This window comes from Rahnella sp. R3(2024) (assembly GCF_042920125.1).
GTDB lineage: Bacteria > Pseudomonadota > Gammaproteobacteria > Enterobacterales > Enterobacteriaceae > Rahnella > Rahnella rivi.
Genome location: NZ_JBHGBU010000001.1, coordinates 2711639 through 2736880 on the forward strand (window position 1 = coordinate 2711639; position 25242 = coordinate 2736880).

Consider the following 25242-nt stretch of genomic DNA (forward strand, 5'->3'; position numbering starts at 1 on the left):
AAGCACGTCCATTACATCACTTCACCAACAACATCACTATCACTTAAGAAATCATCCGTTTGTGCAAAAATAAACTGCTTTAAAAATTGATCAATGCGTATATTCAACTTAAATGGAGGTATGGTTACGCCGTCTTGTTTTTCAAAATAGATCTTAGCTTTTGCCATATCTACCGAATCTTTTAATGCGTCGAAGCGACCAAACTCGTTGAGATTCTTATCATTAACACTATCAGCCATTAATGCGATGAGTAGTCCTTTATCTAAACCAAGAGCATTAACAACTGTGTTTAATTGGGCATTTTCAGCGTTATCTTTGTAGGTGTTGATGTAGTCTCTAAAAGTATAGCCTTCAAGTAGTTGCGCATCGCCGCGCTGCAAGTCGTGCAAGAAGAGTTTGGCGTACTTTTGCTCAATTTGGGTGAGCGTTGCAAACGACTTGTGCAGCTCATTTAATGTGGATTCAATACTCTCTGGGTCTTGATGTTTGTTCAACTCTTTTAAAAATTTATCAAAGCGGCTGTTCATATAGTCGGCATCGATTTTGCCGGTATCTATTTCAGTTAAATAACCACTGATATCAAAAGGCACATCGTCGCCACCTTCGCCACCGCCATCACTTTTGCCTACCAACTCTTTGTAACGTAGGACCAGGCTCAGGTAAGTTTGTTCGTCTATGGTCAGTGTTACCTCATGTTCTACATCATTTTCAGTAAAGGAATAGACTGACTGTTCCCAATGCAAACCTTGTACTTTAGCCGCTTCCAGATGCTGGCTAAAGGTGTTAAATAATTTGGCGAATTGGGCACAGGTTTCTATATCGTCTGGCAGTTTTTCAAAATTCTCAATACCGGCGCTAACAAATAGCTCGGTAATGTCAGCCACAGATTCATTCATGGCTTTTAAATTGCTTTCTAACTTATCAACAAACAAGCCGATAGGCTTATCGCCGGAGTAAAGTTTTACCGCAGCGTTAATGTGCTGCTCCATGGTATGTGGATAGCGATAATAACGAATGATGCCGTGGGGTTTGTCGGGGCCAAATAAGCGATTGGTGCGAGAGAAGGCTTGAATAATATTCTGATACTTAATTACCTTATCTAAATACAAGGTATTAAGCCATTTCGAGTCAAAACCAGTGAGCATTTGATCTACAACAATCAGTAAATCTAATTGCTTCGAAGGCTCGGTATGAATACGCTCGTAAGGCTTTTTATGGGCAAGCCGCTTGGCTACATCTTTTTTAAAACCTGCATGGTGCGCAAAATCATAATCCTGACCGTAACGCTCGTTGTAGTCGGCCATAATTTCGTCTAAGCCATCCCCTTTAAAAGTTGGGCCACGGTCACCACTGTCGTCGTTATCAATATTAGGATCAAATAAGGCTGTGATTTTCAGCTCAGGTTTAGCCGCTTTTAAACGCCGGTAATAGTCAATTGCTTCAGCGATACTATTCGTGGCTAAAATGGCGTGAAACTTATTGCCTTGGCTGAGAACATCCCATTTATCTAAGATGTCACTGACGACGTTTTCCTGGTGGGTGACAGTTGAATATTGACTTTTAGGTACATAGTCTTCAATACCTTTGTGATATTTTCCTGTGGCATCTTTATAACCAGCCATAGGTACATCGTTTATGTAGTGATTAAACTTTTTCTTTTTAGCTGGATCCGCCATCGCATCAGCAACCGACCCAGCCTTGGCTTGTTCTAATGCAACTTCTTTCCTTAAATCACTATCTTTAAAGGTAGGCACTTTATAAGGATCAAAGCCCAAAACGTTACCATCACGTATACCATCCGCTATGCTATAGCGATGCAACTCGTTACCAAAAACGTCAGCGGTAGTATTGCTATTGATTTTATTTTCATCATGAATCGGCGTGCCGGTAAACCCAAAAAATAGTGCCTTAGGGAATGTTTTTTTAATGCTTATTAACATGCCTAGTTTATTTTCTTTACCACCACTCATCGTGGAACGGTGTGCTTCATCAATTATAAATACCAAGCGCTTAGCTCGGATTTTTTCAATGTCTGCAGAATTTGTTGCTGCCCCCTCATCATCAACTTCTTCAAAAATATTACTCATTTTTTGAATGGAGCTAACAATTAAAGTATCGGCGGGGGCGGTGCTTTTTAATGTCGTAATCAGTACATGAGTATTTTCGGTGGCTTGAACGTCTTCGCCATCGCTAGCAAAATTGCGATATTCAGTCAGCGACTGGGTACCCAGCTCAATCCTGTCCATTAAAAAAATCACTTTATCGGCATCTTTGGATTGTGCAATCAACTGCGCCGATTTAAAGCTGGTCATGGTTTTACCCGAACCCGTGGTATGCCACACATAACCCCCGAGGCGATCGGGATTATTGGCCGCGCTACTCAGTTGCTGCCAGTTGGTTTTGGCCACTTTGTCAGATATCGCATTGGCGGCGTAATACTGATAACTGCGCATTACTTTAAGCACGCCGTCGGTATCGTCAGCGACGGTATAAAAGCCAATCAACTGGTGCGCCATAGGGATGGAAAGCAAGGTAGAGGCGATGTCTTTCCAGTGGTTCATGGGTTCGTTATTAAAATCGGCCCAGTTGAATTGATAGTCTGGGTTAAACTTGCCGTCGAGCCCAGGGTTGGCAAAGTATTTTGTCTCATTTGGTTCCATTGCCACATAGACCTGGATAAGCGAAAGCAAGCCGCTAAATACACCCTCTTTGCTGTATTTTTCAATTTGGTTCACTGCCTGGCTAACCGGAATACCACTGCGCTTTAGCTCTACATGGATTACCGGCATCCCGTTAATCAGTAATAGCACATCACCACGTCGGTCGTTACGCAAAGGGCTGCCGCGTTCAAATTTAGGCTGTTGCACAATTTGGTAACGGCTTTGGCCTGCGGCGATTTCCTGACGATCGTATATTTTTAAGCTGACTTCTTTGCCCATATGCAAGGTATCGGCTGGGTTATCGCGCTTAATGGCCACGGTTTTACCGTTAATTAAACCATTTAGCTTGAGCGGGGTTTTAAGTTCTTTGATTTGCTCAATAATTTGCTGCATTTCCGTATCGGTTAACGGCACGTCGTTTAAGCGGTCACGCTGGCGATTATTTTCAAATAAAATGGTCGCCCAGTTATGCAGTAAATCCGCTTCGGTTTTGTTTTTGAGTATCTCTGTTTCCCAGCCTTTATGGGTCAGTACTTCAATAAAGGCCTGCTCAAATTGCGCTTCGGTTTTAAAGGTGATCATGATGGCGCTCCCTGTTAGACAAACATTTTACTTAAGCAGGCCTGCTTGATGTTATTGAGTTTGGTGATTTGTTGTTGGTGTTGGTTGATTAGGGCATCGAGCTTTTGAAAATAGTTGCCGATTTGGGTTTGCTCTTCGTGGGAACACGTATTTATCGGTGTTACTTTCGCTTGTTCAATTGTGTAGTGCGCAATCGTTCCTGTATGAGAAATACTTTTAATGTGTTGTTTGAAAAATGCGCTAAAGAAAAATGTATATAGGAAATACCCATTGAATTTTTTATTGTTCTTTAGCCAAAGTAAGTCAGCATCCTTGAAATATAAAGGATTATCGTTCGGGACTAGGTAGGGGATACCAATGGAGCCACCTCCAGTTATAAGAAGATCATCTTTTGTTACCTTACCAATCTTCTCAGATAGGCCGTGGTAAACATCGTGAGATATATATGCTTTGGTGTTTTCCTGCCGTTTGTAAATAGATACAACATCGCTTGTTCTAAAAAATGGCACACCTGCTTCAGTCCATTGCTCTTTATGAACTCGGGCGGCAGATCTAATATCTATTAGTTCACCTAGGTTATTTTCAACCCACTCCCCCCTAAATCCCTTAAAGCGGATTTCTGGGATGGTTTCGCCTTGTTTGGGGAACATTTTTTTCAGCATAGCTTTTTTAATGCTGCTGAGCTTGTCATGCTTTTGTTGGTGTTGGTTGATTAGCGTGTCGAGTTTTTGGAAGTAGTTGCCGATGGCGATTTGTTCTTGTCTTTCAGGTGTACTAATCTCGGTGTCTAAGATGTTTTTGTTGTACAGTCGTTGGATAGTGCTGCCTTCTAGCCCACTCCATTTAACCATAGAATAAAAAACCTTTAAGAAAGAATTGTTTATCTTTCCATCATGTTTTAGCCAAACAATATTTGAGTCCTGAAAGTAGTGCTCTTCCCCTTTGTATTCAACAACGCGACCAATACTTCCAGAAGCTGACAGTAGAAGGTCTCCCGCAACTGGATATGGGTATTTTGCTTTATATTCATTAAACAGAGCTTTACTAATAAAAGCATCAGGTTGCTTTCCAAAAGTGCCTATTTTAAAGAATGGAACATCACCGGCTATGGTCGTTTGATGCTTAAAAATTCTTTTATTCATGGCGACAGAACCAAGATCACCCAAAGTTAGGTTTTCCCACTCCCTAACAAACCTTTTAAAACGAATCTCTGGTACTTTCTTCTCCACACTCATCTTATTCACCCTTCAATAAGTTGGTGAGTTCAGCCAAGCCTTGCATATCAAACTCATTACCCGTGAGTTCACCCATCATTTCCGCCAATTTTTGCTCGGTGTTTTTTATCTCATTGGCAACTTGTGAGTAAGTAACGGCATATTTATCGGCAAGGGCTTGCACTTGGCTAGTCAGTTGGCTAATCACGGTGTTTGGCATAGCGGCAAGTTCGGTGCTTAATGGCGCAATCCATTTAAGGTGCAGCAGGTTGTTCACTTGTTCATCGGTTAAGGCTTCGATAGTTGTTTTCGTTTTTAAGTGCAGGGCAGTGGCGGCATCTTTGACCGTTTTTTTTAGGTTTTTTTCTTCATCAATTAATTTGTTCGCACGAATGATTTTGGCTTCATAGCTGTCTTCGGCAAATTTAGTTTTGGCATCTTTTTGCTCTTTCAAGAAGGCTTTGGCTGCCTTACCGACTTCGGCATTGGCAAAGCCGTCTTTGCTTTCTTTTACCGTATCTTGTTCTTTTTCTTCTTCGGTTAGGGATTCTAAAATTTCTTCCAGCAGGCTGGCGATTTCTGCCAGCCTGGCTTCTTGAGCTGCCAGGGCCTGTAAGTCATCATTTAAATAAGTTTGTTGCACTAAATCAAAGGGCAGTATGTGGCCTTTCCAACCGTCTTGTACTTCGGTGTCTTTGCCGTCTTTCTTCTTGATGACGATATTAGGGTCAACTTGTTTGGTGGCGGCAAAGCCTTCGGTTTGCATCATCTCTAAATCGGCGCTGATGAGCTGCCATTGGTTGTTTAGAAATTGGTAAGCCTGGTATTTGTCGATTAAGGCAATCGGGGCTAAACGAGCAAATAGCTCGGCACTTAATGCCGCCTCTTGTTGGTTACGCGTTACGCTTTCCCAGTTTTGTATTAACTGGGCGTTTAGCTGGTCATCAAAGCCATTGAAGGCTTGGTTGTAGGTGCTGATAAACGCCAACACTTGCGGGTGCCCACTAATGCTGGCGTTGACGCCTTGTTTGGCAATGGCCAGCTCACTGTAGGCGGCGGATTTTGGCTTAAACAGGGCACCGTGCAATTGCGGGAAGGCTTGCCAAAAATGATGCAGCTCGGCAATTTCGCTGTTGGGGATGCCGCCGAGCATGGTGGCGTGTAAATCCCAGCTTTGCGCCGCCGCAGAGGAATCTACATAGCGCGGTATATTGAGGTTGTAGCCGTTGTCGACCAGGGTTTGTTTGCTCACCAGTTGCGAGAACTTGTCGATACTTTCACGGTTAATCACCGCATCAGTAATGCGCTTGATATCACTGGCTTGCAGTTTGTTGCTTTTGCCTTCTTTAATAAAGTGTCTGGAGGCATCGACCACCAATACATCGGTGTTTTGGCGTTTTTGTTTGAGTACTAAAATTACCGTTGGAATGCTGGTGCCAAAAAAGATATTTGCCGGTAAACCAATAACAGTATCAATATGATTCTGCTCAATGAGTTGCTTACGAATTTGACCTTCTTCACCGCCGCGGAACAAGACACCATGGGGCAGTACGATAGCCATAATGCCATCGGGTTTTAGGTGGTAGAGGTCGTGCAGCAAAAAAGCAAAATCGGCTTTGGTTTTAGGTGCCAGGCCAAAACGTGAATAGCGTGGATCGCTGTCTTTAAAGCTGGGGTCCCAGTTTTGTGAGTAAGGCGGGTTGGACACCACTGCATCGACATGCAAGGCGTAGTACGAGCCTTGCGGATCGCTTTCATCAAAATACGGCCAATCGTCTTCTAAGGTATCGCCATTACGGGTTTTAATGTTGCTGGCTTTGATACCACGCATGATGAGGTTCATACGGGTTAGGTTGTAGGTGTTGGCTTTTAACTCTTGCGCGAAATAGGTGATGCTGTCTTTGTTTTTAGCGTATTTCTCGACCGCTTCACCGATATTGATCAGCAACGAACCAGAGCCAGAAGTAGGGTCGTAAATTTTGATGGTATCTTTGTGTTTTAACTCATGGGCGATGATGTTCGACATGAGCACCGAGACTTCATGAGGCGTGTAAAACTCACCGGCTTTTTTACCAGCATTGGCGGCAAATTTTTCAATCAGGTATTCGTAAATGTAGCCCAGTACGTCATACCCTTGATTACTATTCATGGGGATGCTTTTGATCAGGTGTAGTAAGTCGCTGATGGCTTTGGTACGTTTGCCAGCACTTTCGCCCAGTTTGCTTAAGCCAGTTTCTAAGGTGGTAAAAATGCCTTCAAACAGTTTTTTGTAAGTAGGCGAAATCAAACGACTAAAGGCCGAGAGTGCATCACGCACGTTAGATTCAGCAAATTCGGATTTTGGATCAACCCATGTAGAAAACAGATTATCGTAGGCTATAAAGTAGCCCAGGTTGTCTTGCACGTATTTAACGGTGTCGGCGTCTTCTTCATTGAGGGCTTTGATGTCTTCGGGCGTCATACCCTGTCTGGTGACAAACTGCACCAGCTGGTCGCTTAGGTATTTGTAGAAGATGAAACCGAGTATGTAATCTTTGTATTCGTTGGCTTCAATTTTAGATCGCATCTGGTTGGCGGATTCCCAGATTTTTGCTGCAAGCTGCTGTTTATTCACTGTAAGTCCTGTTAAAAGCAATTCTTTTTTGGAAAGGGCTATTTTAGGGTTTTGATTGTACGTTTGATAAGAGCTCCTTGCTAGCGGCAGGGCTTTCGAATCTGCAGTATCGATTCCTACCAAGCCTGCCAACTTTATCTGAGACAGCTTCGATGTTTTGGACTGACCCATTCCAACGGGCTTAGTAACTATATATTGGACACATCACTCGCCCACATCATCCTCTCCCCGCGCTTTGCTGTTATCTGGTATGGCACAACCCATAATTTTAAGGTGTCTGAAAAAGCAAAGTGCTGCTGTATTGGTTGGTTAAAGTCATCATGTGCAGGATAGATCAGGTACATTTCGCCAGTCCCATTAAGATACTTTTGGCCGTAGGCAAACATTTGATAGAAGTCGGATTGTGCCAGTCCATACAATGATTTTTTTTGCTGGCTGCTATTCACCAGCTTCCATTTTGTATCCATCACCATTTTGGTTTGAACCGGTTGGTGCGATTGAATCAACATATCTGGGCGAAGTTTAAAGCAGTCGTTAAGCCCATGCTTCACCAAGGAATAAATGGCAGCCTGTGGCTTAACTTTAAGGTGAGGAGGGAGTTCGTCGGGAAGGGTTTGTGCAACAAAGGATTCAAATACCGCTTCCATAGGGAACAAAAGTGATATCGCTTTGGTGTTTCCCTGCAAGGCACTTGGGCTCATCCCTCTGAGGATCAACTGTGCCCAGGCCATTGGCTCGCTGTAATGAGCCATACCACGCTCAATGCGTAGGCTGTTTATATCGCTTTCAATATCCCGACTCAGTGGAATACCGTCAAAAGCAAAGCGCAGTTCGTAAAGCCAGCGTTGATTCTCAGATGAAAGCTTCAGGCTAAGTAGCTTATCCAGCGCTGAATGTAAGAGCCGATGGGCTGAACAATCCGGCATGTAGTCATCATAATCGACACAAAACTTATGACGATTCACCACGTTATGCCGCAACTGCGCGGAAAGCATCAGCTTGCCCTTCATAAAAGACAGATTACCTTGCTCGCTCACATAGTCGGATCGTAAACCTTGTTTAAGCAATTGGCTGACGCTTTGCAAAAACTGGCTGATAAAAATCTCGAGCAAAGGCATGCGCTGTGCCTGAAGAGTGGCCTGCTGGGTTTGAATATGTCGAAACCCAGGCAAGTGACTTAGCATCGTGATGAATGTTTCTCGCGCACTCGCAGTAGTGAGGTTTTTACCAACCTTAGGCAATATCTCAAGTTGTAGACCGTGAGGCGTAGAAAGGATCCCCGCGTAGTTTTGCACCTGAAGCAATTTAAAACCTGAGCGTGAGGTGAGTTTGAGAAACTGGCTTCCTTGAATGCTTGTTAGGCTAAGTTCCTCCAAGTAGGCAAAGACTTCTGGACTTAAGTGCTTTGCTCCAACTGGGGCTGAATCTTCACTTCCTAACAAGTCATATTCAAAAACAGAGATCACTTTACCCATAGTTTACAGCCTGCTCATCAAGAGTGGCCTGTTGGGGTTGGTAAATAGCACGGTAAGCCTGTGGCCTGTTCCAGATCTCTTGATCGAATGCTTCGAGCTCGTAAGCTGTCCATTGCTGATCATGGCGTCGTAAAGCATGATTGTTACCAAAAAGCGTATCCAGATCGTCGGTTTTCTCAATCACGAATTGCAAGCTGTCGTCTTGCTTTTGGTTGTCTGCCAGCACCAGCCTGATCTTGTTCCAGTCATCGAAAAAGTATTCCTGCAACAGCGGAATGATCTTTTTCTGGAATGCGATCTTCAATTGTTTAAACGCAGCTTCTTCATCACCTGCATCGAGTGCATTTTTTACCGGCATAAAGAACGCATGCCCTAGCGTATGTTCTCGATCGTAAAGCGCTTCGATACGGCTGTTGAGTTTCTCTAACAACGATTCGAGTTCTATGCCTTTCACCTTACTTCCACTCAGAAAAGAGAGATCAGGCATCATCTCGACAAAGTCAAAGCGACGGCGCAAAGCTGTGTCCATCAGAGCTAAAGAACGATCCGCAGTGTTCATGGCTCCGATGATGTCGACATTGCCAGGTACACTGAAGTGATCACCGCTATAAGACAGTTGCAGGCTCATTGCATTGGACATACCCGCACGCTTGTCTACTTCAATGAGCGAAATCAGCTCGCCAAAGATCTTGGAGATGTTGCCGCGATTGATCTCATCAATGAAAATGGCGTAACGATGTGCTGGATCGACATTGGCACGCTGACACAGGCGCATAAAGATACCCGGCTCAATAGGGTAAGAGATATTGCCACTTTCGTCTGAGCGAGCGCGGATACCTTCAATAAATTCTTCATAGCCGTAAGATTGGTGGAAAGTAACCACCGCAAATCGCTGGATGGATTCGGCAGATTTAGGGCCGCTTTTAAGTTCGGCGTAGAGTTCTACCAAATCCTCCACTTGCTCGAGCTGTGAATCAACTAGCAACCATTCGCTATTATCTGTTTTGTTAAATACGGCAGGTTCACGACGATTCTTATAATCAACGGTTAACGACTCGGGAACGGTATAGGATTGCAAAGCAGCCCAGGCAGTATTCGATAAATTGCCATTACGACCATTTAATAATGCCTTACGTTGAAACCAAGTATGCTCAATAATTTGGCGAACTTTTGCTAGTTTACCAAGATCGAGCAGTACCAGGGTTATGACTTGCATCCAGTTCAACGATTCAAGGCGAGAATCCAGCCAGGCATCATGATCGGCTGGTACAGCATGAGAGGTGTATTCGTTCATCTTTTGCTGCAATGTGAAGGTCTTGCCAGTGCCTGGTGGACCAAAGTAGATCACGTTAGTTGGGGAATGCGCATGGGGTTTAATATCCGTCAACTGGGTGTTGGATGTGGATATTTTGCTCGAGGCTTTCTCCTGTCTCTGTTCATTATCGCGTTCGCGTAATAATTCATAGAGATGCCAAATAGCCATATTCACGTAATAAGGATCTGCATTGGGAGATTGGGCGTGTATGGCATGCTTCAATTCATTGTTTTTCCGCAACCAATTACCGTTCAGTGCCAAACCGAGGTGGAATTTCTTATTCAGAAAATCTGCCGCTTTAGTAAACGCATTCTCATCCACTGTACTGGTGCAGGTTTCTGGCGAAAACGCGGCAAAGACACGATTTCTCAAACTCCAATACATACGTTTCAGAAGTCCGGTCTCTTTGGCCTGCTTTAGAGCATCGCCAACATATTGGTAGGTTGTTTCATTCGGCTGCTGACGAATACGCTCGGTTAATTCTCTGAGCAGTGGCAGGCTTTGCTGATATTCCGCTAAAGACGGAACACCCTGGCGAATACTGGCAATACCGTTGCCACGTTCATACCAAAGCCGTTTGACCAAATCATCCGTTTCAGGCTCAGTAAAAGTTGAGGTTTGCTGTAGCAAGGTCGTAAATTCGCGGTATCGCTGATCCCACTTTGAAGCTGCGTAATTTTTATCTTTCGCCAGGGTATCAATCAATTCACTGATCGTCAGCTTGCCTGCTTCGACACTATCCACAAGATCCATCGTGAGTTTTCCTCTGCTGTGACATTGCTTATTCTTTGACTAAGATGATGCATTCTAACTGCATTTAGTTAATCCATGAGGGCGGGTAGATAAATATCTGCAGCTTGCATACCTCCCTAAGACTCTTTCTCGATAGGGTATCTGGATTCGTAGTATACCTTTCACTGTGGGAAGGTTGATATTTTTTGCCTCTCGGATCCCTTACTGCGTCCCATGACCACCAAGCGTCGCCAAACCTCTGCTGATACCATTCTTCTTTCACAACCCTTGCTGTAAATAATCTTCATTATCACGCCCCCATACTTTGAGCGGAACGAAGTATGCACCATTGACATCTGTGAGTATGAAATCGGAAAGGTACTGATCTTCCGCTGAATAATAAATCAATGGCTTGATAAACTGGCGTCGTTCCTTAGCCAGCTTTTCTTAAATGATCCCTTCGAAAGATCAATCAAGGGGGATCCATCGTTCACTCCCAATCATTAAAACCACCTGACGAACACACGCGGTAAAATATTCCCTGCCAGAAATTTCAGATGTTTTCTTTACTGGCACGTCGGTGACAGCAACAGCAATAATTTTACCACTTACCTGCTCCCCGTTAATGAGTACACCCCGATGTGAGTAATGTCTTCATAAGCCACATGAGGACATCCCCCTGAAGAAGTGTTTTCCGGCCAACAGCTCATCATATTCTCCGCGAAGCTGAAGCGGGAGTCTCCACCCGTGAACTCTGCCGAAAACACGCCATTTCCGATGCCACGTTTTACACATGGTGTAAGAAGTATGGCGTTATGAAGGTGCCTGAGGTTAAGTGCCTGAAGTCGGTTGAGGAAGAGAACGCCAGATTCAAGAAGCTGCTTGCCGAAGCCATGCTGGATAAGGAGGCGCTTCAGGTGGCTCTTGGGCGGAAGCACTGCCAGGAATTCCGTCTGTTATTATATCGGTTTTGCGCGCAGTATTGTGGCTTGGGTAAAGCTGAAATTGCCGCCAACCTCTCAGTGATTGTGCTAATTGTTGCTCTGGTTTTTTGTTATTTCATCGTCACCTTCCCCGGCATTTCATCCAGATTATCTTCCCGCGGCCCCGGTAGTACTTTTTAGCCCGCCATCAGTATGGGATCACCCAGGCGTGGCAGCGGTGCGAGCTTCATAGGGGTAGTCAGAGGCTGGGAACCAGCCTTTGTCTGACCCAGCGGACATCTTAACGGCTCCCGTGCCAGGAAACCCAACCCGCACAGCCGCTAAAATTTAATAGACGCACAGTGGCTCGCCGGCTTTAAACATTATCTGATTACCGGTAACAGAAAAATCCTACTAATTAGAGCGCTTCAGGAATTAAATACTCCCGGCAATAATAATCCTAATGGCGTAATCATGTTTTTTCGGGATGCAGCCTTAGCCATGCCCGGTCTTAACATGCAACTGTAGTATTATGCGCATAGCTTTTAAGTGTTATTTTTAATCATTAAAAAACAGAGGCTTATAATCAAACCTGCATGCAGGTATACTCCTGGTTACTATCTTGTTTTGAATCAAAAATAAAGTATCATTACGCATTGGTAATAATAACCTTACGAAAGATTACATTTCCACTTGAGTTGCTAATAGAAAAGCGTATTTTACCTTCGTAAATTTCTCATGGACTGACTGTCATGGCTGACGCAATGGATAAGCACATCTGCACGCAAAAGAATAAATCACTCCGCCCTTATGGTGTCATCAAAAATAATAAATATCTGAGTGTATTAAATTCAGTGAAATCTTCGGCTGTAGTGCAAGGCTGTAAATTATTATCCCACCTCCGTCACTCGGTGCTTTTACTTCCTCTCTGGGGAGTCATGCCGGTTCATTCCAGCGCCGCGTTGATAAGTCCGGCCGATCGCGATGCCGTTCAACAACAGCAGCAGGAATTGCTACAACAAAACAGTCAGCAGCGCCAATCCCTGCAGCGCAGCATAACGCCTGCTTTGCCTGCTGCCCGTCCTCCTGCGGAGCAGCCGGGTGGCCCATGTTTTCTCATCTCTTCCATTGCGCTTTCCGGTGCTGAACATCTGCCGGCGCAGGCTGAGCGTGAGCTGACTGCATCTTATCTTCAACGCTGCCTCTCTCTTGGCCAGATACAAACGCTGGTGAAGCAGGTGTCAGACTGGTACATCAGCCGGGGATATATCACCAGCCGCGCCTTTCTCACTGAGCAAGATCTCTCTCACGGCCAGTTACGTCTGCAGGTGCTTGAAGGAAAGCTGGAGGACATCGAAATTGAGAAGCAGGATGCACGAATGCTGCGTACCGCTTTTCCGGGGCTGAAGGATAAAATTCTTAACCTGCGTGATATCGAACAGGGAATGGAGAGTATCAACCGGTTGCGTAAAGTACCGGTTCAAATTGAAATTTTGCCCGGCACGCGGCCAGGTTATTCGATCGTTAATCTGACGGCCACGCCTGAGTTTCCAGTGACGGCAGGCTTCGGCTTTGATAACAGTGGACAAAAGAGTACCGGTACCGGGCAGATCAACGGGTCACTGACGGCCAATAACCTGCTCGGGCTGGCGGATCAGTGGTTTGTATCCGGCGCGCGCAGCAGCGATTTTGCCAGCGATCACAATGCCCGTAGCGTGCAGGCCGGTTTCAGCGTGCCTTACGGCTACTGGCTTTTAGATTACAACTACTCTTACAGCGATTATCTGACCACCATTACTGATCGCGGCTTTGACTGGCGCTCTGACGGTGACAGCCAAATCCACCGCCTGACCCTGTCCCGCGTCCTTTTTCGCAACGGTGACATGAAAACTGGCGCATTCCTCGGCCTGTCTCATCGCATTGGCCGTAATTATCTCAATGATACCCGCCTTGAAAGCAGCAGCCGCAAACTGACCAGCGTGACGGTGGGGGTAAATCACAGCCAGAAGGTGTGGGGGGGATATGCCACCCTGAACCCTTCCTTCAGCCGTGGCGTGCCCTGGCTTGGCGCCGAGAGCGATGCTGATAAATCTGGTGATGCACCCCGCGCCGAGTTCAACAAAGGGTCCTTATCAGGCAGCTACTATCTGCCACTGGCGCAGGACTGGAACTATCTCACCAGCTTTTACGGGCAGTGGACGCCAGACCGCCTCTACGGCAGCGAGCGTATGACACTCGGTGGAGAAAGCTCGGTCCGGGGGTTCAAAGAACAATACCTTTCCGGTGATAACGGCGGTTACTGGCGTAATGAAGTGAATCACGACCTGCTTACGCTGCCTTTGATTGGCACCCTCAACGCAGTGGCGGCCGTCGATGGCGGCTATCTCCGGCACGACAATCAGGACAGCTTTGCATCCGGCACGCTGTGGGGCGGTGCCGTGGGCGTGGGCAGTCGTAACCGCTATTACAGCAGTCAGTTCACCGTTGGCTGGCCGCTTGCCTATCCGGACTGGCTCAAGCCCGACCGTGTCTCAGTGTATTACCGCGTGAACGTCGTACTTTAATGATCAGGGAAAGGTATCAGGGATGAACAAGAACAAACCCGTCAAACTGTCGCAGCGTGGCCTGACCTATCTGCTCTGCAGCCTGCTTGCCTGGCAACCGTTGCTTCCCGCACTGGCTGCGGGCGTCAGCGTTGCACAAGGGAATACGTCGCTGGATAAAGCAGGTAACGGCGTCCCGGTCGTCAATATTGCCACGCCCAACCAGGCCGGTATTTCCCATAATAAATACAACGAATTCAACGTCGGCAATGAAGGGCTGATTCTCAATAATGCCACCGGCCAGCTGACGCAAAGCCAGCTTGGCGGGTTGATACAGAACAACCCGAATCTGAAAGCCGGGCAGGAAGCGAAGGGCATTATCAACGAGGTAGTGGCACCTAACCGCTCCCAGCTTCAGGGGTACATGGAAGTGGCGGGTAAAGCGGCCAACGTCATGGTGGCTAACCCGTACGGAATTACCTGTAGCGGCTGCGGTTTTATCAATACGCCGAATGCGACGCTGACCACCGGCAAGCCGGTGATGGGGCCTGACGGGCAGCTTCAGTCGCTGGAAGTGACGCAGGGCGCGATCAGCATTCAGGGACAAGGCCTGGATGCCAGCCAGAGTGACAAGTTCGCGCTGATTGCCCGCGCAACGGACATTAACGCCCAGCTTTATGCCAAAGAGGCTGAGATCACGCTCGGTGCCAACCGCGTCGATGCTGCGGGGAACATTACCCCGATAGCAGGTACCGGCGATGCGCCTAAGGTCGCCATTGATACCGGGGCCCTCGGCGGGATGTATGCCAATCGCATCCGCCTGGTCTCCAGTGAAAAAGGGGTGGGCGTTAACCTCGGCAATCTCAATGCCTCAGTGGGCGATATGCAGATTGATGCCAGCGGGAAACTGACGCTGCGCAATGCCACGGCGGCGGGTAAGGTCACGGCAAACGCGCAGGATATTGCGCTTCAGGGCACCCAGCAATCCGGTGGCGACATGGCGTTGAGCGCCAACGGCACGCTCGCGGTTGAGGGCAGTCGCGTCACCAGCGGAGGCAACATGGCGCTGGCAGCCGGTCAGCTTACCTCTGACAGCCCGGCGCAGGTATCTGCCGCAGGGAATATTCACGCCAGCGCCCGCAACGGCGGGCAGTGGCAGGGCAGCCTGACGGCAGGGAAAGATCTCCACGTCGAGGCTGCGGATCTTACCAACGGCGGACTGATGGCGGCGGACGGGAATGCCCGCTTCACCACAGGCAAGCTGACCAACACCGGTACGTTGCAGGCGCAGGGTGAACAAACCCTTCAGGCAACGGGGCTGGATAATCAGGGTAAAATTCAGACCAAAGGTGTGCAGAGCATTCAGGCCGACAGCCTGAATAACAGTGGCACACTGGCCACTGACAGCGCGTTAACGCTCGCCGTCAACGGCGATATGTCAAACAGCGGCACGGTGGCTGCGGGTGGCGACAGCCGGGTGACGTCGAAAAAGGCGACCAACAGTGGGCTGATACAGGCGCAGGGCGCACAAACCCTGAACGCCTCAGCGCTGAGTAACAGCGGCAAAGTGCAGTCGGGCGGGGCCGCGCAGATTACTGCTGACAGGCTGGACAATCAGGGGCTTATCGGCTCGCAGCAATCGCTGGCGTTACACACCGCCGATCGGCTAACGCTGAGTGACACGGGCTCAATATTTGCCGGTGACCGGTTGACGATGGATGGCGGTCAGATGACCGTTGACGGCGTGCTGACCGGAAAAAACGGCCTGATGCTTAATGCGGCATCACTCTTCGCCGGACAAAACTCGCTGATCACCAGCCTCGGTGATATTGGCTTCAATGCAGCGCAGCAGTCGTTGTACGGTGAGCTTTCGACACCGGGAAATATCAGCCTGAACGGCAATGATCTGTTGGCAGGCGTGGGTGCCCGTATTCACAGCGATGCGGGGCTTACGATTTTCGCCACAAATCAGGCCTCGGTGGCGGGTGCAATTGACGCGCAAAGTCTGGATGTCAGCGGCGGTTTGCTGACGCTGGCGGACACCGGTTCTCTGACGTCTCTGGGCGATATGCGCCTGTTATCCACCCGACAACAACTTGACGGTGTGGCCGGTGCTGGCAGAAATCTGTCGATTGACGCCCGTGAGCTCAATGCTGCACACAGCGGTAAGACCTCAGCGCAAAACGATATTCACGCCAACATCACCGACGGCGGCCAGTGGTCAGGCAGCCTTATTGCCGGTCAGGATCTGACGTTTACCGCCGGTGATTTTAGCAACGGCGGTACGCTTGCCGCTAACCGTAACGGACAATTCAGTTTCAACACGTTAAACAACGACGGGCTGCTTCAGTCGATGGGAAGCCAGTGGCTGAGTGGTGAGACGTTCAATAACAACGGCACGTCGCAATCCGGTGGCGTTCAGACATTAACGCTGAGCCAGCTCAATCATCAGGGACTGATCGGCTCGCAGGGAAATCTTGACGTCAATGTGCGTGACGGGATGACGTCCGGCGATAACAGCACGCTGCTGTCGGGCGGGTATCTGACACTTCGCGCGGCACAGGCAGAACTGGGCGGGACGTTAACCGCAGCGTTGGGCGCAGATCTCCACGGCACGTCTCTGACCAGCCGCGTCGGTTCGGTGCAAACCAGCCAGGGCGATGTCAGCCTGAACGCGGAGTCGGCCACGCTCAACGGGTTCCTGTCCGCTGACGGGGCGATGACGCTGACAACCGCAAACCTGACCACGGGCAGCGGCTCGCAAACGCAGGGCAAAAATGCGCTGAGCCTTACGGCAACGCAGCAGGCCGATTTAGATGGGAAAATTGTTACGCCGGGTGCATTAACGCTCGTTGCCGGCATACTCAACAACGCAGCCACGATTGGCGCGAACGCGGTGGCCATGCAGGCCAGTGTGATAAGCAATGAAGGCAGTATCACCGCAGACGACAGCCTGCAGATAGAGGCTGATACCCTTCACCAGAACGGCCAGCTTGCGGCTAAAAACCAGATGACCCTTAAAGGCGGCAAACTCGCTAATCAGGGCAGTATTACCGCGGGCAATCTGACTGTTAACGCCACTGATACGCTGACCAATCAACAGGCTGGCATCATCACGGCCATAGACGGCGCAAGCGTGACCGCGGGCTCTGTGTTAAATGACGGTGCGCTGGCCGCGAGAACGGCAGTCATCAACGCTGACACTATGACCAACAACGGTTTGCTGCAGGGGAGTCATGACCTTCAGCTCGTTGCAGGCAGCCTGACCAATGGTGACCAGGGGCGCGTACTTTCCGGTGGAGTGCTCGATTTACACCTGGATGAACTTCACAATCAGGGACGTCTGCAAGGGGGCACGCTCGCCGTTGCCGGCAACAACCTTATCAACAGCGGGACGGTGTTGGGCAGCAACGGACTTTCCCTGAGTTTACAGGACGCCGTAAACAACTCGGGCAGCCTGCTGACGCAGGGTAGCGCGACGCTCGATGCGGCTACGTTCGAAAACAGCGGTCAGTTGCTCAGTGGAAAAGACGCCACGATCGCCGTCTCGCATCTGAGCAATCAGGGGCAAATTCAGGGCGACACGCTGACGCTCACCGCTGGCGATGCCGATAACAGCGGCAACCTGATTGGCCTGAAAGCGCTGACCGCACAGCTGGCGCAGGATCTCAGCAACGCGACGTCCGGTAAACTGCTGACGCAGGGGGCGCTAAAGGTCACCGCCGGTCACGTCATCAACGACGGTAACTGGCAGGCTGATAATGCCGAACTGCACGCCAGCCAGCTTGATCTCAATGGCGCGATCCAAACTGTTTCGCGCGCGGCGCTGATGCTCAAGGGTGAACTCAACACCGGCGCACAGGGCAAAATTATCTCTTCCGGGCTGGCCATTCTGCAGGCGGCCAGCCTGAATAATCAGGGAGAATGGTCCGCCGACAACCTCACGCTTGAGGGCGAAAATCTCATTAACGGCGGTGCGGTCACCGGCGTCAGCCAGCTTGCTGCCACGCTCGGTGACACATTGCAGGTGCAGCAAAGCGGCGCACTGCTCAGCGGCGGCACCAGCAGTCTGCATGCGGCCAGTATTGCCAACAGTGGCAATATTCAGGCAAACGATCTGATACTGAACGCGAATAGCCTGTCGAATGCCGGCCAGCTTCAGGGGCAGAACAGTCTGCGGGCAACCGTTGGGCGCGACGTCAGTAATTTGCAGGGCGGGACTCTGCGCAGCCAGGGCACCTTCGATCTCAGCGCGCAGTCGCTGCGTAATCAGGGGCACATACAGGGCGACGGCGTCAGCCAGGTTATTCTGACCGATAATCTCGATAATCAGGGCAGCCTGCTGACCGGCGATAAACTGACGCTCTCTGCGCCGACCCTCAGCAACAGCGGCGTACTGCAGGCTAACGGGCTTACCCTCACCGGTAATACACTCAATAACAGTGGCACGCTGACCGGTCAGGCCGACGGCGTGCTGAACGTGGACACGGTGAATAATCAGGGGCAGCTACAGGGAGACAGGCTGCAGCTTACCGGTAACACCCTGCACAACAGCGGAACGCTGTTCGGCAGCCAGGCGCTTAATCTTAAGCTGCAAAATATTGAAAACGAGTCGGGCGGTAATCTCTTCAGCGCAGGCTCGCTGACGTTGGTCACACCGACACTGACCCAGTCGGGCAGCGTGCTGGCACTCGGCGATATGACGCTGCAGCTTGGCTCGGGATTCACTCAGAGCGGAACGCTGGCGGCCGGTCAGGCACTCACCCTGACCACTGAGGGCGACCTTAATGTGCTGGGCACACTGCAGGGGAATGACATCCATCTCAGTGCGACCGGGGACGTTGTAAACCAGGGCCAGCTTCGCGCGGGTGGCGGTAGCGTGGGCATAGATGCACGTAACATCACCCTCAACGACAGCGGCAGCGTGCAGTCCGGCGGCGATATTATCCTGAACAGCCGTGGTTTTATCCGCAACAGCGGGTTCATCGGCGGGGCAGGTAATCTGGTGATGACTGCGGCCACTCAGCTTGTGAACAGCGCGCTGATTTACGCCGGCAACAACATGCAGCTGCTGGCGGACAGCCTGCAAAACAACCGCGGTGATATTCTTGCGGGCAACAGCCTGTGGATGCAAAAGGATGCGGCGGGCAATGCCAGCACTGAAGTCGTCAACACCTCCGGTAATATCGAAACTACGCGCGGTGATATCACGGTTAACACCGGCCATCTGCTGAATCAGCGCGACGGGCTGACGGTCGTCAACTCTTCGCTCACGCCGGTTGACGGGCCTTCGTGGCTCGGGCAAAGCTCGGTTGATCTGAGGTTGGGAGATTTAGACGAAAATGAGTTAGGTTTCTACACCAAGCGGGTAAGAACGGGCGGCAGTATGGGGCAGGGTAACGGCTCCGTTGACGATCACTATTATCTCGCCCCAAACAGCACCGCTGCTGAAAAACGCTATTTAGTGGCATCCTCAACTGTTGCGGCTCAGGCTAACGGTGGTGCCGGGCGTATTGCGGCGAACGGAAATCTGACGGTTGCGGCGGATACTCTCGATAATATCGCCAGTAATATTCTCGCGGGCGGTAATATTTCCCTGTCCGGACGTTCGCTGAATAATCAGTCCTATGAAAATGGTGTCCAGAATAAGTATCTGACGTATCAATATACCGGCACCCTGGCGAATAAGGAGTTTGATAGCAGACACGATCTCGCCTTCTTTGCCCCTGACTCAGAGCGGTGCTGCTTTAGGTCAAATACCACCAACACCATCGTTACCTACAATCTTGTCGGCGGTCCGGTCTATGAGACGGTGAATACCGGCGAAGGTTATCGCTCAGTCATTCAGGCGGGCGGTGCCGTTAATGCCAGCTTTAGCAATAACATCAGTAACACCACCACGACCGCCAATGCGGGCGGGTTGTCGCATGTCATCAGTGCGCCCGCACTTTCGGGTACGGCGAACCTGCAACCGGTCAGCGGCACGCAAAGCCAGCAACTGGCGTCAGGAAAAGATCTGGTGGTCGGATCCGTTCAGTGGAATGAATCCGTCAGCAGCGCCCTTCAGCAAATCGGTAACAGCGGCGCGGCGCTGACGGATTATCCGTTACCTTCGGGTAATAACGGTTTATTCGTGGCAAGTCAGGATCCTTCCAGCCCGTATCTGATCACCACCAATCCGCAGTTGGGAAGTGTGGGTAAAACCGATCCTTCGTTATTTAACGCATTGAATGATTACCTTGCACGGCCGGCAGGTTCTGCGCTGAGCCTTGATGCATTACCGGGCGGCATCCCAGCCGCCGGGCAGGTCCTGAACCCTGCAGTAACGCCGGGCACGCCCACCACGCCGCGTATTGAGACGGCTGCGCTGTACACCGATCAAAGCCAATTTATCGGGTCCTCATACTTTCTGGACAGGCTTAATCTCAGACCCGATTACGACTATAAATTCCTTGGCGATGCTGCCTTTGATACCCGCTATATCAGTAATGCGGTACTCAGCCAGACAGGGCAGCGGTACGTTGCAGGAACCGGTTCTGATCTGGAACAGATGCAGTATCTGATCGACAACGCCGCCGCCCAGCAAAGTGCACTTGGTTTGCAGCTTGGCGTTAGCCTGTCACCTGCTCAGGTCGCGGCGCTGACCAAAAGTATCGTCTGGTGGGAGAAAACCACGGTTAATGGTCAGACCGTTCTTGCACCAAAACTTTATCTCTCCGCCAATGACGTCAAAGTGTTAAGCGGCAGTGTGATCTCAGGCAGCACCGTCAATCTTGAGTCCGGGCATATCGTCAATGCAGGCAGCACGTTGCAGGCCGGAACCCAACTGACAGCAAAAAGCAGCGGCGCGTTGGATAATCTTAGCGCAGGGCTTATTGCCTCCAACGGAAGCCTGCAACTCGCTGCACTGGGAGATATCAATAACATTGGCTCGTCGATTTCCGGGCAGACCGTTGCGCTGCAATCCGTCACCGGGGACATCAATAACGTCACCCAGGCGCAGCAGTGGAATGCTGCACCGGGCAGCAGTAAAAATAAAACAGCGCTGCTGACGTTCAGTGAGACACAAACCGGGGACGCCGCGAGTATTACCGCTGGCAAAGGGCTTTCGCTCAGTGCGGGTAACAACATCAATAACACTGGCGCCAAACTGACTGCGGGGAGTGATTTGCAACTGGTGGCGCTGAACGATATCAACATCACCGGCAATGCGCTCAGCACCAGCAAAACCACGGCAAAAGGTAGCGCGCAGAGCACCGACAGCCAGGCCAGCACGGTCAGCGCGGGCGGTAATTTATCGGCCAGCGCGGGGCACGACCTGACCGTGGCGGGCAGCGCCGTCACCGCCAAAGACGACGCTAAGCTTGCGGCAGTCAATGACATCAATCTCGACGCGATGGACAAAAGCAGCCATCAGACCAGCGGTAAAAATCAGGCTGATGATAACAACGCTACCCGGACGGTCGTGAGTAGCGGCGGCGACCTGACGCTCAGCGCGGGCCGTGACCTGAACTCGAAGGCAGCACAACTCACCGCCGACCTGAATGCCTCACTCAGCGCCGGTCGCGACGTCAATCTGAACGCGCAGCAGACCAGCACCTACAGCGAAACCCATGGCAGCAAAAGCGTGAGTATTCGTGAAAATGTCGGGCAGGAAGGGACGGAGGTTGTCAGCGGCGGGAGCACCACGATTGCCGCCGGGCGTGACATTACGACACAGGCCGCGCAAGTACAGGCCACCGGCGACCTGGCCCTGAACGCCGGGCGGGATGTGAATATCACCACCGCGCAGGAAAGCCAGTACAGCTACGACGAGAAGACGAAAACTAAGAAACACCTGTTCTCTAAAACGACCACACACACTGTGGCAGAAGACTATGCCACCACGGAAAAAGCCTCACAACTCAGTGGTGATAACGTCTCCGTTGTCGCCGGTCAAGACCTGACGGTCAAAGGTTCGTCGGTGGTCGGCGATGGCGATGTGACGCTGAAGGCGGGGAAAGACCTCAACATTGCGGCGGCGACGGAAGAGCAGTCGAGCTATCGCCTCAGTGAAAAGAAAACCAGCGGGATGTTCAGCGGCGGCGGTCTGGGCGTGACGTTCGGCAGTAAATCCTCACGTCAGCAAATTAATCAGGACGGCACCACGCAAAGCCAGAGCAGCAGCGCCGTCGGCAGCACCGGTGGCAATGTGAACCTGATTGCCGGTGAAAAGGCCCATATTGGCGGCTCTGACGTCATCGCTAAAAATGACGTCAACATCGTTGGCGGCTCGGTCACGGTGGACCCCGGCAACGACATGCTGACCCGTAAACAGGTCTACGAGCAGAAGCAGAGCGGTCTGACGGTGTCGCTGTCGAGTCCGGTAACGGATGCGTTATTGTCGCTGAACAGCATTGCCAAACAGGCCTCACAGACCGGCGACAGCCGAATGAAAGCACTTTACGGCGTGCAGGCGGCGGAGCAGGGCTGGATGGCCTCGATGGACGGAACCGCAACGCAGGCGGCTCAACTGATGAATGGCAAAGTGGATGGCAACCTGGTCCAGTTGCAGGTCAACATCGGTGCGAGCAAAAGTAAATCCAGTTCCGAACTGGAACAAAATCAGGTCACCGGTAGCACCATTACCGGCGGCCGTAATGTCGCGATTGTCTCGACCGGGAATAACGGTCAGAGCGGCGATATCACTCTTATTGGCAGTGGCGTGACAGGGAATAATGTCACGCTGGCCGCGCAGAATGACCTGATCCTGCAGGCCGCGACCAATAACAGTAAACAGACGAGTCAGGACAGTTCGAACGGCTGGAGTGTAGGGGGGCATATCTCGCTGGGTGAGGAAACGGGCATTGGTGTTCAGGGCAGCGGTTATGCGTCGAAAGGCAACGCGGACGGCGAGACGACGGAATACGTCAACACCCGTGTGAATGCCCACGACAATCTGTCGTTGAGCAGCGGGCGTGACACCGTGCTCTCTGGTGCTCAGGCGCTGGGCGATAAAATCACAGCAAACGTCGGGCGCGATTTAACGCTGACGAGTCTGCAGGATACGGACGATTACCAAAGCAAGCAGCAGAGCATCAGCGGCGGGTTTAGCTTAACCTTTGGTTCAATGACCGGTTCAGCCTCATTAAGTATGAACAAGGCTAAAACCAAGAGCGAGTACGCCAGTGTAGGCGATCAAAGCGGTTTGTTTGCCGGCAATCAGGGCTATGACATCTACGTGGGTGACCATACGCAACTGAATGGCGCGGTCATTGCATCGACGGCGGATGCGGCAAATAACAGCCTTAATACCGGCGCGCTGGGCTGGGATGATATCCAGAACAAGGCGAATTACAGCGCCAGCAGCGTGGGTGTGAGCGCCGGTTTCTCATCAACCCAGGAAAAGGGCAAGGAGAGGCACAACGCCGGCGGCGTGCTGCCGGTAATGGCCAGCGATAGCGGAAGTGCGTCAGGCACCACCCGTTCAGCGGTTGCGGACGGCAGCGTGACGGTACGTAATACCGGGGAGCAAATTCAGGATGTGAGTACGCTGAGCCGTGATACCGATAACGCCAACGGCCATATCGACAAAATCTTTGATAAGGAAAAGATAGAGGAAAATCAGGCGCTGGCGCAGGCCATCAGCCAGGTGGGCGTGCAGACCATGCAGCACGCGGCAATGCAGGCGCAGGTGAATGCCAGAAATGAAGCGCTCGCAAGATTATCAGGCACGGCGGAGTACAACAATGCCTCGCCTGCCGACCAGCAGAAGATGCTGGAGAACTCGCCGGAAAACGTTGCTGCTGAGCAGAAATACGGCATCGGCAGCCCGTTCTGGACGGCGGGCACGGCGATATCAGGCGCGCTGGCAGGCTTGACCGGTGGCGACATGAGCCAGGCACTGGCGGGCGGGCTGGCACCTTATTTGTCTCTGGCGGTGAAGGCGGCGACCACAGACGCCAAAGGCAACGTTAATCAGGCTGAGAATATTACGGGGCACGCCCTTGCCGGCGCGGTAGTTGCCTATCTGCAGGGCGGCTCCGTGACCGGCGGCGCAGCGGGTGCGGCGACCGGCGAACTGGCGGCGCAGCTGATTGCGAAAGAGCTGTATCCGGGGGTAAAACCGGAAAACCTGACGAATGAGCAAAAGGCGAATGTGAGTGCCTTGAGCACGCTGGCCGCAGGACTGGCGGGCGGCGTGGCGGGGAATTCATCTGTTGCAGCAGGTACTGGGGCTGTGGCTGGGAAGATTGCTGTTGAGAATAATGCGCTATCATCAAAAGACGAGCAGCAACGTCAGGACGCGAAGTGGTCCCTGCCGTATCTGGAAGGTGAAAAGAAAGCCCAGGCTGAAAAACTGGTCACTGACCTTGATGCGAAGGATAAAGCGTTCGATGCAGCCATAGACGCAGCATGTAAGAATCTGTCATCAGAACAATGTTCAGGCATGCGGCAAGAACTGGCCGCGATGGGCAAAAGTTACGATGCTCAGATGGATGGTCAGTACATCGGCACAATGGCCAGTGTTTATCAGGAAGGTGCAGGTAAAGTTGATAGCCTGCTGTGGCAGTACGCTACAGCAGATGCTCAGGCCCAGAAAGCTAGAGATATTCAGACTATAGCGAAGAACTGGGGCGTCAGCGTAGAGACGGCTTCGGCACTGTATACTGGAATGGCGATAACACACACCACGGCGGCGATTGGTGGTGCAGTGTATGGGATGAAGGGAAGCAGTTCAGCTCAGACTGGTAAAGTTCCTGCTTATGCAGAAGAACCCCCTTTCAATCCTTCAGGTACAGGTGGAGCTGCACAACCGTGGTCGACTAAAGGTCGTACCAAGTATGTTCAGCTACCGAACGAAGGTAAAATTCGTTATGTACCACCAGAGGGATATTCTGCATCTCAACCTCTGCCCAGAGGTCCAAATAATGGTTACATCGACAAATTCGGGAATGAGTGGGTTAAAGGTCCATCCCGTACCGCAGGCCAGGCGTTTGAGTGGGATGTCCAGCTATCACGAACAGGCAAGGCTCAGTTAGGTTGGGCAACGCGAGATGGTTCCCACCTCAATATATCCCTTGATGGAAAAATTACGCATAAGTGATCGCTATGAAGATAGATTTTTACCAAGAAGTAGAAGTCCGAGAAAACGCCAAAAATAGTAAGTATGCAAAATGCAAGGGAGTTGTTCTTGGGATTAGC

7 protein-coding genes and 1 pseudogene are annotated in these 25242 nt (G+C 50.7%); 3 read left to right on the forward strand and 5 right to left on the reverse strand.

Annotation, left to right across the window (positions count from 1 at the left end; translation table 11 throughout):
- Nucleotides 1-11 precede the first annotated feature (11 nt).
- The 5 genes from ABSH60_RS12310 to ABSH60_RS12330 form a co-directional block, all read right to left on the reverse strand.
- A complete protein-coding gene (locus ABSH60_RS12310; RefSeq protein ID WP_390974154.1) occupies nucleotides 12-3242 on the reverse strand; it encodes an HsdR family type I site-specific deoxyribonuclease in 3231 nt (1076 codons plus the stop codon).
- A 14-nt stretch (nucleotides 3243-3256) separates the two neighbouring features.
- Nucleotides 3257-4477, reverse strand: a complete 1221-nt coding sequence (locus ABSH60_RS12315; protein WP_390974156.1) for a restriction endonuclease subunit S — start codon at nucleotides 4475-4477, stop codon at nucleotides 3257-3259.
- Between the two features lies 1 nt (nucleotide 4478).
- The gene (locus ABSH60_RS12320) at nucleotides 4479-7070 is read right to left on the reverse strand and encodes a type I restriction-modification system subunit M (protein ID WP_390975751.1); all 2592 of its coding nucleotides are present in this window, start codon (nucleotides 7068-7070) and stop codon (nucleotides 4479-4481) included.
- Nucleotides 7071-7258: 188 nt separating this feature from the next.
- Nucleotides 7259-8545, reverse strand: a complete 1287-nt coding sequence (locus tag ABSH60_RS12325; RefSeq protein WP_390974158.1) for an McrC family protein — start codon at nucleotides 8543-8545, stop codon at nucleotides 7259-7261.
- A complete protein-coding gene (locus ABSH60_RS12330; protein ID WP_390974160.1) occupies nucleotides 8538-10613 on the reverse strand; it encodes an AAA family ATPase in 2076 nt (691 codons plus the stop codon). The genes ABSH60_RS12325 and ABSH60_RS12330 overlap by 8 nt, the downstream gene beginning before the upstream one ends.
- 666 nt (nucleotides 10614-11279) lie before the next feature.
- Between ABSH60_RS12330 and ABSH60_RS12335 the strand changes: the two are divergent.
- The 3 genes and pseudogenes from ABSH60_RS12335 to ABSH60_RS12345 all read left to right on the forward strand — a co-directional run.
- Nucleotides 11280-11527, forward strand: a pseudogene (locus ABSH60_RS12335) (transposase); the annotation flags it as partial.
- A gap of 926 nt (nucleotides 11528-12453) precedes the next feature.
- The gene (locus ABSH60_RS12340; RefSeq protein WP_390974162.1) at nucleotides 12454-14079 is read left to right on the forward strand and encodes a ShlB/FhaC/HecB family hemolysin secretion/activation protein; all 1626 of its coding nucleotides are present in this window, start codon (nucleotides 12454-12456) and stop codon (nucleotides 14077-14079) included.
- A gap of 22 nt (nucleotides 14080-14101) precedes the next feature.
- Nucleotides 14102-25144 (forward strand): hemagglutinin repeat-containing protein, encoded by an 11043-nt coding sequence (locus ABSH60_RS12345; RefSeq protein WP_390974164.1) that lies wholly within the window; start codon nucleotides 14102-14104, stop codon nucleotides 25142-25144.
- Nucleotides 25145-25242 lie beyond the last annotated feature (98 nt).